The sequence below is a fragment of the Methylobacter marinus A45 genome (assembly GCF_000383855.1).
In the GTDB taxonomy this organism is placed as follows: Bacteria; Pseudomonadota; Gammaproteobacteria; order Methylococcales; family Methylomonadaceae; genus Methylobacter; species Methylobacter marinus.
On sequence record NZ_KB912877.1, the window covers coordinates 2554769 to 2568165 of the forward strand.

10 protein-coding genes are annotated in these 13397 nt (G+C 53.1%); 6 read left to right on the top strand and 4 right to left on the bottom strand.

Features of this window, described 5'->3' with window-relative positions:
- Positions 1-51: 51 nt before the first annotated feature.
- A complete protein-coding gene (locus METMA_RS0112040) occupies positions 52-1311 on the bottom strand; it encodes a 6-phosphofructokinase (protein ID WP_020159343.1) in 1260 nt (419 codons plus the stop codon).
- A 272-nt stretch (positions 1312-1583) separates the two neighbouring features.
- On the opposite strand from METMA_RS0112040, the gene METMA_RS0112045 reads away from it, so the two are divergent.
- The 4 genes from METMA_RS0112045 (at position 1584) to METMA_RS0112065 (ending at position 6159) form a co-directional block, all read left to right on the top strand.
- On the top strand, positions 1584-3320 hold the full coding sequence (locus METMA_RS0112045) for an acetolactate synthase 3 large subunit (RefSeq protein WP_020159344.1): 1737 nt from the start codon (positions 1584-1586) through the stop codon (positions 3318-3320).
- Positions 3320-3811 (top strand): acetolactate synthase small subunit, encoded by a 492-nt coding sequence (ilvN, locus tag METMA_RS0112050; protein ID WP_020159345.1) that lies wholly within the window; start codon positions 3320-3322, stop codon positions 3809-3811. The genes METMA_RS0112045 and ilvN overlap by 1 nt, the downstream gene beginning before the upstream one ends.
- 77 nt (positions 3812-3888) lie before the next feature.
- Positions 3889-4905 carry a ketol-acid reductoisomerase gene (ilvC, locus tag METMA_RS0112055; RefSeq protein WP_020159346.1) on the top strand — a complete coding sequence of 339 codons (1017 nt, stop codon included), beginning with the start codon at positions 3889-3891 and terminating at the stop codon, positions 4903-4905.
- 714 nt (positions 4906-5619) lie between these two features.
- Positions 5620-6159 (top strand): DinB family protein, encoded by a 540-nt coding sequence (locus tag METMA_RS0112065; protein ID WP_020159348.1) that lies wholly within the window; start codon positions 5620-5622, stop codon positions 6157-6159.
- A gap of 153 nt (positions 6160-6312) precedes the next feature.
- Here METMA_RS0112065 and rtcA read toward each other — a convergent pair whose 3' ends face one another.
- Together rtcA and METMA_RS0112075 are read right to left on the bottom strand one after the other, a co-directional pair.
- On the bottom strand, positions 6313-7326 hold the full coding sequence (gene rtcA, locus METMA_RS0112070) for an RNA 3'-terminal phosphate cyclase (RefSeq protein ID WP_020159349.1): 1014 nt from the start codon (positions 7324-7326) through the stop codon (positions 6313-6315).
- A gap of 4 nt (positions 7327-7330) precedes the next feature.
- A complete protein-coding gene (locus tag METMA_RS0112075; RefSeq protein ID WP_020159350.1) occupies positions 7331-8563 on the bottom strand; it encodes an RtcB family protein in 1233 nt (410 codons plus the stop codon).
- A 177-nt stretch (positions 8564-8740) separates the two neighbouring features.
- On the opposite strand from METMA_RS0112075, the gene rtcR reads away from it, so the two are divergent.
- Positions 8741-10348: an RNA repair transcriptional activator RtcR gene (gene rtcR / locus METMA_RS24505; protein WP_020159351.1), complete on the top strand. Its 1608-nt coding sequence runs from the start codon at positions 8741-8743 to the stop codon at positions 10346-10348.
- A gap of 153 nt (positions 10349-10501) precedes the next feature.
- The gene (locus tag METMA_RS0112085; RefSeq protein ID WP_156830491.1) at positions 10502-10795 is read left to right on the top strand and encodes a hypothetical protein; all 294 of its coding nucleotides are present in this window, start codon (positions 10502-10504) and stop codon (positions 10793-10795) included.
- Between the two features lie 1011 nt (positions 10796-11806).
- Here the strand turns inward: METMA_RS0112085 and METMA_RS0112095 are convergent.
- On the bottom strand, positions 11807-13153 hold the full coding sequence (locus METMA_RS0112095) for a hypothetical protein (protein ID WP_020159354.1): 1347 nt from the start codon (positions 13151-13153) through the stop codon (positions 11807-11809).
- Positions 13154-13397 lie beyond the last annotated feature (244 nt).

Here is a 13397-nt window from a genome sequence, read left to right on the forward strand (position 1 = left end):
GCGTGGGCTTATGTTCGAACTCTTCAATTATGTTGAAGAGCGCCGGATAGTCTAGACGGAAAACTCAGGCAGTTTCTTAGCAATCATCTGTTTTTTCATCGTGACATAATCCGGCAAACCGTTTTTATAAGGCGGATAATCCTCGCCCATGATTAATGGTTGCAGATAACGGCGGCAGGCTTCGGTAATGCCAAAGCCGTCATCTGAAATGAACTCGGCCGGCATCATTTTTTCAACATTGGCGACATCCTTCAGGTCGGCATGGCCTACGTGCCATTGATAAGGCGCGTCGGACGTTCTGACGATAGTGGGCATAACGGCCGATTTGCCGGAGATGGCCAGTTCCACGGCAGCCTTGCCCATGGCATAAGCCTGATCCACGTCGGTTTTCGAGGCAATATGGCGAGCCGCTCTTTGCAGATAATCGGCGACAGCCCAGTGATATTTGTAACCCAATGCATCTTTGACAATATTGGCGACTACCGGCGCGGCACCGCCTAATTGCGCATGGCCGAAGGCATCGGTGCCGCCTGCCTCGGCCAGGAACTTGCCATCAGCGCCTTTTACGCCTTCCGATACCACAACCGAGCAATAGCCGTATTTTTTGACTTTTTCGTCAACCTTGGCCAGAAACCTGGCCTGATCAAATTGCACTTCGGGGAACAAAATTACCAGCGGGATGTCTTTATCATCGTTGGCCGCCAGCCCGCCCGCGGCGGCGATCCAGCCGGCATGTCGTCCCATGACTTCCAGCACGAACACCTTGGTGGATGTAAGGCACATGGATTCCACGTCGAAACTGGCCTCGCGCATGGAAACGGCTATGTATTTGGCGACAGAGCCGAAACCCGGGCAGGTGTCGGTAATGGGTAAGTCGTTGTCCACCGTTTTAGGCACGCCGACACAGATGATCGGATAGCCCATCTGGTCGCCCAATTGTGACACTTTATATGCAGTGTCCTGGGAATCACCGCCGCCGTTATAGAAAAAGTAGCCGATATTATGCGTTTTAAAGACTTCGATCAGGCGCGCGTATTCGGCCTTGTTTTGTTCCAGGCTTTTTAATTTATAACGGCAGGAGCCGAACGCTCCGGCCGGCGTATGCCTTAAAGCCGCAATGGCGGCATCGGATTCAAGGCCGGTATCAATCAGCTCTTCCTTTAAGGCGCCGATAATGCCATTGTGCCCGGCATAAACCGTGCCTATTTTGTCGGGATGTTGCCGGGCGGTTTGCAAGACTCCGCAAGCGCTGGCGTTAATGACAGACGTGACTCCCCCGGATTGGGCATAGAAAGCATTTTTTATTGACATTTTATTGATTCCTTATGTGAGTGCGTGATATTTAGAACAATAATGGATTGTTATCTACTAGACAAGCATTAAACAATGCGTTAAAGATCAAAATTACAATTCCGTCAGGAACCTAGTAAAATAGTCGAGAATAGCTTGACGAAAAAAGACAATATCAGTAGTTTATTCACCTTTTTTCAAAATAATGCCGGTGACATCGGGCTTGAATTTTGAAAAACGGAATAAAATCGACTTGAACCGAGAGTCATAACCAGATTATTGAGGGCATTAGCGTGGAGCTAAACGGCGCACAAATCGTAATTCAGAGTCTTAAAGACGAAGGCGTGGAATATATTTTTGGCTATCCCGGCGGGGCGGTATTGCATTTATATGATGCGATTTTCCAGCAGGATGACGTCAAACATATTCTGGTCCGGCATGAACAGGCGGCTACGCATGCCGCCGACGGCTATGCCCGTGCAACCGGAAAGCCCGGCGTGGTGCTGGTGACTTCCGGACCGGGCGCGACCAACGCCGTCACCGGCATCGCCACGGCTTATCTGGACTCGATTCCGATGGTTGTCATTTCCGGTCAGGTGTCCTCGCCGGTGATCGGCAGCGACGCGTTCCAGGAAGTCGACATGGTCGGCATAACCCGGCCTTGCGTGAAACATAATTTTCTGGTCAAGGATGTGACCAAACTGGCGGAAACCATAAAGAAAGCGTTTTATGTGGCGACGACGGGGCGTCCCGGACCGGTGGTCATCGATGTGCCCAAGGACATCACTGATCCAAGAATCAAGGTGCCGTATAAATATCCCAAAAAAGTGACGATGCGCTCCTACAACCCGGCTACAGCCGGACATAAGGGCCAAATAAAAAGAGCCGTGGAGTTATTGTTAGAGGCCGAGAAACCCATGGTTTATGCGGGCGGCGGCGTCGTGCTGGGTGAAGCCAGCGAGGAACTGACGGAATTAGTCCGCATGCTGGGCTATCCGGTCACCAATACCCTGATGGGCCTGGGTGCGTATCCGGCGACCGACAAGCAGTTCATCGGCATGCTGGGAATGCACGGCACCTATGAGGCCAATATGGCCATGCACGAGAGCGATGTGATTATCGCCATCGGCGCACGCTTCGATGACCGCGTTACCGGTAAACTCGACCAGTTCTGTCCGTACGCCAAGATTATCCATATCGATATCGATCCGGCTTCCATTTCCAAGACCGTTAAAGTCGATGTACCCATTGTCGGCGATGTGAAGCCGGTGCTGGAACAAATGCTCGAGCTGATTAAGGAAGGCAAAAAGAAACCGAACAAAAAGGCGTTGGAAAACTGGTGGAACCAGATCGAAAAATGGCGCGCCGTTAACTGCCTGGATTACGACAGAAGCAGCCTCCTGATCAAGCCGCAATATGTGATCGAGCAATTATATGACGTGACCAAGGGCGAGGCCTTTATCACTTCGGACGTGGGGCAGCATCAAATGTACGCCGCCCAGTATTATCATTTCGACAAGCCTCGCCGCTGGATTAACTCCGGGGGCTTGGGCACGATGGGATTCGGTCTGCCGGCGGCGATCGGCGTCAAACTGGCTCATCCCGACGCCAATGTCGCGTGTGTCACCGGCGAGGCCAGCATCCAGATGTGTATTCAGGAATTATCGACGGCGCTGCAGTACAATACGCCGGTCAAAATCGTTAACCTGAACAACCGCTATATGGGTATGGTGCGGCAATGGCAGGAATTCTCCTATGAAAGCCGCTATTCGCATTCCTATATGGATACGATTCCCGATTTCGTGAAACTGGCCGAGGCCTATGGTCATATCGGCATGCGCATCGATAAGCCGGAAGAAGTGCGGCCGGCGCTGGAAGAAGCCTTTGCATTGAAAGACCGTACGGTGTTCTTGGACATCATGACCGATAGAACCGAGAACGTTTATCCGATGATCGAGGCCGGCAAGGGCCATCACGATATGAAGCTGAGAGTAGCACCGGGAACACCGACAGACAGGGAACTGGCATAATGAGACATATTATTTCGATACTGATGGAAAATGAGGCGGGCGCATTATCGCGCGTGGCCGGTTTGTTCTCAGCACGCGGTTACAACATCGAGTCGTTGACTGTGGCGCCGACGGAAGACCCCAGCCTATCCAGAATGACATTGGTCACCCGTGGCAATGAAGACGTTATCGAACAGATCACCAAACAACTCAATAAGCTGATTGATGTGGTCAAGCTGATCGATTTGGCCGAATCCGTGCATATCGAGCGCGAACTGATGATGGTGAAAGTGAAAACCAGCGACGAGACGCGCGAGGAGGTCAGAAGCCTGGCCAATATTTTTCGTGGCCGCATCATCGACGTGACGCCAACGACTTATGTCGTTGAAATGACCGGCACCTCGGATAAGCTGGACGCATTCGTCGCCGCCATTGATTCGGACGGTATTATAGAAGTCGTGCGTTCCGGTCCGACCGGCATTTCGCGCGGCGAGAAAGGGCTGCATCTGTAGCCAATGCTTTATTTATTCAGCGCCCGGTTCCCCGGGCCTGGTTTGAAATTTAAAAAACATAAAACACAGGAAAACCCATGCAAGTTTATTACGACAAAGATGCTGATCTTTCAATCATCAAAAGTAAAAAAGTAGCCATCATCGGCTACGGTTCACAAGGTCACGCCCATGCCAACAACTTAAAAGATTCCGGCGTTGATGTTGTCGTTGGCTTGCGTGCGAGTTCCGCCTCCGTGGCGAAAGCGCAAGGCGCCGGATTGACCGTAAAAGACGTGCCAGAAGCCATAGCCGGCGCCGATGTGGTCATGATCCTGACACCCGACGAGTTCCAGGCGCAACTGTATAAAACCGAAATCGAGCCGAATATCAAGCAAGGCGCTGCCTTGGCATTCGCGCATGGTTTCTCGATTCTTTATAACCAAATCACGCCGCGCGCCGACCTGGACGTAATCATGATCGCGCCTAAAGCGCCGGGCCACACCGTACGTTCGGAATTTGTCCGCGGCGGCGGTATTCCTGATCTGATCGCTATCCATCAGGATGCATCAGGCAAAGCCAAGGACATTTGCTTGTCATACGCTTCGGCTATCGGCGGCGGCCGTTCAGGCATCATCGAAACGACTTTCCGCGATGAAACCGAAACCGACCTGTTCGGCGAACAGGCGGTATTGTGCGGCGGCGCCGTTGAACTGGTCAAAGCCGGTTTTGAAACTCTGGTTGATGCCGGCTACGCGCCTGAAATGGCTTACTTTGAGTGTCTGCACGAATTGAAACTGATCGTCGACCTGATGTACGAAGGCGGCATCGCCAACATGAACTACTCGATCTCCAACAATGCCGAGTATGGCGAGTACGTCACAGGCCCGCGAGTCATCAACGACGAAAGCCGCTGGGCGATGCGCGAAGCGCTGAACAACATCAGAAACGGCGAATACGCCAAGAAATTCATCCTGGAAGGCATGACCGGCTATCCGGAAATGACAGCCAAACGTCGCCTGAATGCAGAGCATCCTATCGAAGTTGTCGGTGAAAAACTGCGCAGCATGATGCCTTGGATCAAGGCCAACCAGATCGTTGATAAAACCAAAAACTGATCGATTCGGTTTGACCGTTTTAAAAAAGCCCGTCTTATGACGGGCTTTTTTTTGCCCGCGAGCCGGGATTCTATAAAAATGGGTTTTATCCAAGCATGCAGTGCAGGGACGACTTTGGTTAAAATGCCGACCGTTGACGTCGCCTTTTTGCGTATATCAGATGATCACTCGCCACTGCCTTTTCAGTTCTAGTACTCAGTCAATTTAATTATGACGGATAAACTGTAGGTGCGAATTCATTCGCACTATTCGCATGCCATGAATACTCCGCAAATTTTACTCGTCAGAACAAGGCTGACTGAGTAATATGGCGGTATGTAAACATTGGGCAGTTAGTATCATCCGTTGGATGAATCTTGCAAAAAGTCCAACATAAGCATTGATGATTATTATCAATCGCTCAAGTATCCGGAAAGCACATCTGGAAATGCTTACGAACATACGCCGCTTAAGGATTTGATTGTCAATAATTTCCCTGTTTAAACATAGGATGCGCCGACGACAGGAGGCGCATCATTCGCGATCGATGCGCTTCATTGCGCCGCCTGGAGCGCCTACTTTTGGTCAGCGCATCCTATGCAAGATTCCAGTTTCAGGAAGTCATTTTTAGCCAAATCCTTAGTATAATGGCCGAAGTGGAACAGGGTTCCTTGAGGCTATGGTCGAGGATATTAGAAACCTACGGAAAAGATCAGTGTTACTGGGAGATTCGATATGCCTGATTGCATAACCAATAAACAAATGACAAGCAAGGCGAATATAACCAGCTATACGCGCACGATGGCCGGCTATAACCGTTGGATGAACGAGCGCATCTATGATAGTTGTTCGACGATCCCAGCTGAGGCGCTGAAACGCGACATGGGTGCCTTCTTCAAGTCCATCCATGGCACGCTGAATCATACCCTGCTCGCCGACCGGATATGGATGGGGCGTTTCATGGGGCAGCCTTTTGCATTCAAATCCCTTGATCAAGAACTTTATCCGGATTTCTTACAGCTTCGTGCAGAGCGGGAGAAAACCGACGGCAGCATCATTGAATGGTCCGAATCGCTGACGGATTCGGAGCTTAACCGCACTCTCCATTACACAAGCGCCGTGACCCCTAAGCCTAGAAGCTATCCTCTCTGGTTTGCTGTCATTCATTTTTTTAACCATCAAACGCACCATCGGGGCCAGATCACAACATTGTTGAGCCAGCACGGCATCGATCCAGGCATCACTGATTTAATATGGCTTCCCGAATTTCAATAGCTCGCAGGCTGGGTTTACGCAAAGCTCCAACTCAGCCTACGAGCTTTTTTGCCCGCGAGCCCGGGTTTTATAAAAACGGGATTTATCCAAGTACGCAGTGTGGGGGCGACTTCGATTAAAGTGCTTACTGTTGGCGTCGCCTTTTTGCATATATCAGATGGCCACCCGCCACTGCCTTTTCGGTTCAATTTCCTCGACAGTAATATCGATATCCAGCATTCGCCTGATCACGTCGATATTGGTTTTGCAGTGTCCGGATAACGGTCCGGTGACAAACGAGCCGCCCGCGCCCAGACATAGCGGCAGCAGCAACTGATCTGCCAGATAATGCCCCACTGGGGCGGCGAAGCCCTGGTAGCGATGCAGCAAATCAACGGTATGGTTTGCCACCCGCTCGGCGCTGATGCCCATTGCGCCATGGCTTTCCAGCACTTCGGTGATTTGGGGATAACGCACTTTGATCATCACGCTGTTGCCGGGGCCCAGCGATTCCACCTGGCTGACGCTGACCGCATCGTCCGCCCAATTCAGCCGGCGCAGTAGTTGCTGCTTTTCTCTAAGAATCACATGACCCGGAATCCCGGCGCTGATGCAATGCGCCTCAACGTCGAGCAGCTGGCCGCGCGTTTCCAGCGTCAGTTTCCGAAAGCTTGCCGGCGGCTCGATGGTGACCGTCCATTGTCCGGCGCCGACCGGATAAAAGCCGTAGCGCTCCAGTCTGGCGTCGAACCCGCAGCCGATTTGCCGCAGCACCGGCAAAAACGTATGCTGGATAAAGTCGAAGCTGGGCGCCAACGGATTGTGGGTGCCGCCGGTCAGCGTCAGCCGCGAGGGCTTGTCGGCCATCAGCAGGGCAGGCAGTACGGTCTGGAATACCAGCGTGCTGCTGCCGGCGCTGCCCACGACGAACCGGTAATCCCCCGCTTTGATCTTGCCGGGGATAAGCATCACCGCTTTCGAGCCTATCGATGCGCCCCTGACTTCGGCGCCGCACACGGCGGCAATAGCCCTGACGCAAGCCAGATGCTGGCGCATCAGGCCGGGATTCCTGCGGCCCTGACGGATATTGTGAATATACACCGGAACACCGCGGCAGGCGGCCAGCGACAGCGCCGTTCTCAGCACCTGGCCGCCGCCTTCGCCCTGGGCGCCGTCGATCTCGATCATGTTGCTAGCCTTTGACACAAACCACCTGCTTTAACGTGTGCATGATTTCCACCAGATCGCTTTGCGCCTGCATGACCTGTTCGATGGGTTTGTAGGCGGCCGGCGTTTCGTCGATCACCGACTGGTCCTTTCGGCATTCCACGCCTTCGGTCGCGGCGATGTGCTGTTCCAGCGACACCCGCTTTTTCGCCGCCGTTCTCGACATGACCCGGCCGGCGCCGTGGCTGCAGCTGCAAAAACTTTCCTCGTTGCCCAGTCCGCGCACTATAAATGATTTAGCGCCCATGCTGCCCGGGATGATGCCCCATTCGCCCAGGCCGGCGCGCACCGCGCCTTTGCGGGTTACCAGCACGTTTTTGCCGTAGTGATGCTCGCGGCTGACGTAGTTGTGGTGGCAATTCACCGCCGCCAGCCGGGCTTCAAAATCCAGATTCAGCGTCACCGACAGGGTTTTCAAAACCCGCGCCATCATCACGTCGCGGTTGACGCGCGCGAAGTGCTGCGCCCATTCCACGGCCTGCACATAGTCGGCAAAATACTCGGAGCCTTCGGGCAGATAGGCCAGATCGCGATCCGGCAGCTGAATCTGCCAGCGCTGCATTTCCTTCTGCGCCAGTTCGATGAAATGCGTGCCGATGCGGTTGCCGACGCCGCGTGAACCGCTGTGCAGCATCACCCATACCGCATCGCTCTCGTCCAGGCAGACCTCGATGAAATGGTTGCCGGTTCCCAAAGTACCCAGATGATGGGCATTGTTGGTGTTTTTCAGCAGTTTGTATTTTTCGCAGAGCTGGTTGAACGGTTCGGCAAGTCCGGACCAGGCCAGGGCGACATCGTTCGGCAGTTCGCCCCAGGCGCCTTTGTCGCGTCCGCCGCGATGGCGCTGCATTTCCCGGCCATGCGGCACTGCGCGTTCAATCGCGTGCCGGACATCGCGCAGGGAATCGGGCAGTTGGTCGGCGCGGATGCCGGTTTTGACCGCCATCATGCCGCAGCCGATATCCACCCCCACCGCTGCCGGGATAATCGCGTTCACGGTCGGCACGACGCTGCCGATGGTCGCGCCTTTGCCCAGATGCACATCCGGCATCGCCGCTATCCATTTATGAATAAACGGCAGCCTCGACAGATTGATTAACTGCTGGCGGGCTTCTTCTTCAAAATGCACGCCGCGCGTCCAGGATTTGATCGGCACGCCGCCGGCGATCTGGGTGACTTCATAATTTTGTTGATTCATGTTTGTTCCTTGTTTTTTATCTCCAGCGCTCCTGATAATGCAAATGCGGTGCCAGGTCGGCATTCAAAAATTAATTCACGAAGAATCAACTGACTACGTCAACCAGCAGGCATATTCTTAAGGATGAGCTATAGTTATTGTTATTTAACTGGATAACCATTTATCGGAATAGATAGCATGAAAACCGTTGTCATCAGCCTGCTCGGCACAACGCTCGACCATCGCGGCTTTAACGGCAAACGCTGGGAACGCTGGCGGCCCACCTTATCGCTTTGTCAGCACGAAGACCTGGTGGTCGACCGACTGGAGCTGTTATTCCAGCGGGATTTCCAGAACATCGCCGGTCAGTTGAGCCAGGACATTAAAACCGTCTCGCCGGAAACCGAGGTCAATCATCACATTATCAGTCTGCTCGACCCATGGGATTTCGAAAGCGTCTATGCCGAATTGCTGGATTTCGCCCGCAGCTATCCGTTCGATATCGAACACGAGCAGTATTTGCTGCACATCACCACCGGCACGCATGTCGCACAGATTTGCCTGTATCTGCTGACCGAAGCCCGTTATCTGCCGGGGCGCCTGATCCAGACCTCGCCGCCGCAACGTCGGGAAACGGTTGCCGGGCATTATCAGATCATCGATCTCGACCTGTCCAAATACGACCTGATCGCCTCGCGCTTTTCCAGGGAGCATCAGGAGGGCACCCATTACCTGAAAGGCGGCATCGAAACGCGCAATCCGGCGTTCAACAGGATGATCGAGCAGGTCGAGAAGGTGGCGATCCGCTCCCGGGAGCCGATCCTGCTGACCGGGCCGTCCGGTTCCGGCAAATCGCTGCTGGCCAAACGCATTTATCAACTGAAAAAGAAACGGGGCCAGCTTCCGGGGAATCTGGTAGAAGTCAACTGCGCCACCTTGCGCGGCGACAATGCCATGTCGGCGCTGTTCGGGCATGTCAAGGGCGCGTTCACCGGCGCCGCGACGGCGCGTAAAGGCTTGCTGGCCGAAGCCGACAACGGGTTGCTGTTTCTCGATGAAATCGGCGAACTGGGCCTGGACGAGCAGGCCATGCTGCTGCGGGCGATCGAGGACAAGCGCTTCATGCCGTTGGGGTCAGACAAGGAAGCGGGCAGCCGCTTTCAGCTGATTGCCGGCACCAACCGCAATCTGTTTCAGCAGGTCGAGCAGGGGCGTTTCCGGGAAGACCTGCTGGCCCGCATCAACCTGTGGTCGTATGAATTGCCGTCGCTGAAACAGCGGCTGGAAGACCTGGAAGCCAATATCGACTACGAACTGGAAAAATACAGCCAGAAAGCCAACACGTTGATCGGCTTCAATAAACAGGCCAGGGACCGCTATCTGCGCTTTGCCAAATCGCCGGAAGCTATCTGGAACAGCAATTTCCGCGATCTCAACGCCAGCATCACCCGTATGGCGACACTGAGCGACGGCGGCCGGATTACGCAGGAGACAGTGGAGGAAGAAATCCGGCGCCTGCGGCACGATTGGCGGCAATCAGGCGGAAGGAATGAAGCGTCCGCCGTTGAATTGTTGCTCGACAAACCCGTCGATCTGTTCGACCGGCTGCAGCTGGCCGGCGTCATCCGAATCTGCCAGGACTCGCAAACCGCCGCGGAAGCGGGCAGGAAACTCTTCAATGTCAGTCGGTTAAACAAAGCTTCTGCTAATGACAGCCACCGGGTTATCCAGTTTCTCGGTAAATTTGGCCTGGACTTTAAAGCCGTTAAACAGTGGCATGAGCGGGATGGCTCTATCAATCAATAGAAAAGCCTCAAAATGAGGCTGAGCATGCCGTGGAAAAAAAGGTAGAGCTTAAGTCATCTCCCTGGTTGTATTCATCTAAAGCCAGCGGATAGAGGTTTTCTTATGGGCTTGGTGCCTTTAAACCAAAAACAATTTTTATTGTGCATAAATACTATGAAAAAATGTAAGCTACTTTTCGGTTTATTTTTGTTTACAATAAGTATTTTTTCTGTATGCCACGCGAATCCACCTATTAGTAAAAAGTGGTATGAAGATGGACGAATTGTTTCAAGTAGTGGTAAAAAGTTACAGCTTGATTTGCAAAATACTTATGATGGGTGGGAATACCAAAATAAAACATATATTGTAGGATTCAAAATTAATAGCGATGGAATTAATACTCCGCAGATAGTAGAAGTCTCAGAAGATTTGAAAGAGATGCAATATTGGACTTTCGATAGCTCGTAGGCTGGGTTGGTAAACCCAGCATTTCGAAGACGCCAAAAGCTGGGTTTACCAACCCAGCCTACGAGCTATTGCCCCTACATCCTTCGCCACCATTAACCTATAACTCAAGCAAGTTTCTTCTTCAATCGCCAACGCGATAAGGTGCAATTGTAATGAAAAAGACGCACAACAAGCGCATAAATACAGACCGCAAAAAGCTACGCTCTGCTCCGCTTTTTGTGTCCGGTTATGCTTGTCGTTAGCCATTAAAGAATCAACATGTACACCCCTAGAAGAATAGAGAGTCATCCGACGTGGCTCGATCCGGACGGGATCAAGATCTATACGATCTCGGTGCAAGACCGGCCAGTAAGCCAAGCTCCATATTTCTCGCGTCTCACGGAGGTAAAGAAGCGTAAGGCTGTAACATGGGCCGCTACCCCGGCATTCGCTATATTCCATGATGGCGCAAGCTTCCGTTACCTTGTTCTCGCATGGTGGGGCAATGATAACGAGCTCTTTACATCCGTTTCAGTCCAAACGGAAACCGGGTGGATTGAGGACCCTGCACGGTATTCGTTCTGCCTCTACGACCTTGAAGTTTTCTGGCACGAACGCAAGTACTTCATAGAGTTCATTTACTGTGCCAGGCCGTCCCTTGATAGCTACAGGGCCAAAAGGCACGATAATGGCTGATCGGGCAACCGGGGATCTAGCCCCATTCCCCACATTACCGGCATGCAGGTCCGCACCGGGCGGTTCATCAACTATAATGAAACTTGATCCACTGTTCTCTGATTGAGACGAGACCCTGATCCTTAAGTCATTGACCGTTGAGTTCGAGTTGCATTGCATAGGTTTTCGCCAACTGGTAACGCGATAAGGTGCAACTGTAGGGCGTAATAGGCGATAGCTCGTAGGCTGGGTTGATAAACCCAGCATTTCGAAGTTGCCAAAGCTGGGTTTCCGCAAAGCTCCAACCCAGCCTACGATCCATTGCTCCTGCATTCCTCGCCACCATCAACCTATAGCTCAAGCAAACTTCTTCTTCAATCGCCAGAAAACCACGGCGGAAGCCAGCACCATCAGGCAAGCGGAGCCCATCAGCATCAAGCCAAAAAACAAGGTTTGCCTGAGCGTATAGTCCACTAATTCCTTGCCGGGAGCCAGGATCTGCTCGAAAGTTTGCAGCAGTCTCGCCAGTTCCTGCGCGGCGACATTGATCTGCGCTGCGGCGGCAGTGTAGTCGCTGATGCGGAAAGGCTCTTTGTTCGGGTTCGATGGCCAGGTCCGGAGTTGCAGCAGCACGTCTTGAAACGACTTCAGGGCGGCGTTGGAGGCATCGGACATCCGCTGGCCTGCGTCCAGCGTTTTCTCGGCCTGGGCGGCGAGACTCATGAGTCTTGGCTGTTGCTCGTCCAGGGCCTGGACGACCTGCCGGCGCTCGCCGCTGATGAAATCGGGCAAGCGTTCTGTTGTCCGGCTGAACCGGTCCGCCGATTCGGACAGTTGGGCGGTGTTGGCCAACAGCTTTTCCGTTTGGGGCATTTCCGCCGTCTGGATAACCAGTAATTCGGTTTCCCAGCGGATCAGCGTCGGCATGTGCCGTGCCAGGAACATGCCGCGTTCCGCGAACAGGCGGGTATCAGCCAGTTCGCGAGTTGCGGGGTCGAGATCCGCGAATGGATCGATGGATAACAGGTCGAAGACACTACTGGTGATTCCGGGTTGGGGCTCGCGTTTCATCCGCGCGATTTCGGACGCGAAGCCCAGCGAGCCGAGATCACGGGGCGAGCGCGCATCAGGATGCTGTTCGTGCCAGGCGCGGATGGAAGCACGCAGTTCCGAGAGTTGTTCTTTTTTCAGTATCGTCGCGGCAATCCGCCAGATTTCCTTCTCTACCTCTTGAGAGGCGTGCAGATAGGGCCGGGCTGACTCGCCGTAGAACGTGGGCATCCAATGGTCCTCGACATTCATCCGGTTCAGGCTGGCGAAAATAACCATATCGAGCAGATTGACATAGGCATTGTCTCCGGTGGCAATGGCCAATATATCATTGGTGGTGGTGATGCGGCGCATCAGAATGATACGCCTTCGGGAGAGCTGATTATCTTCGTGCTGCAGCTTGCCGGAGGCAAGATTGAGCGCTCCGATAGCGTTGTTGGCAAAGCGGAGCAACTGGGATTGCAGTTCGATGGGATCGGCCGCGCCGTTTTCCTGGTTGAGCGAAAACAGGGAGCGGATGCCTTTTTCCGGCAATTCCAGTGTGCTTCTGAGCAAATTGCAGCCGCCCGCACTCAGGGCAAGGACCAGCAGCAGAACGACTTTCGGCAGCCATCGATGAGCGCCTGGACAGGAAGACTGTGACTCACCGCGCATGAAATTATCAACTCCTTAAGACATTGCTGAATAAAGGGCTTGAAGATCAAGGGTACGAAAATATGCATTAGCGCCTATTATCAGGCGCATGTCAATCGATTGTAAAACTGCTCTGTGTTGACTGTCTTGGGTCGGGCCAGCTTGTTATCAGATCCATAAACGGTGAATGATGTTTTAGGGTATTATTCCGGTCACTCGACATTTCAACTCCATCATTACGCAACCCCAAATAAAGGCTTTTAAC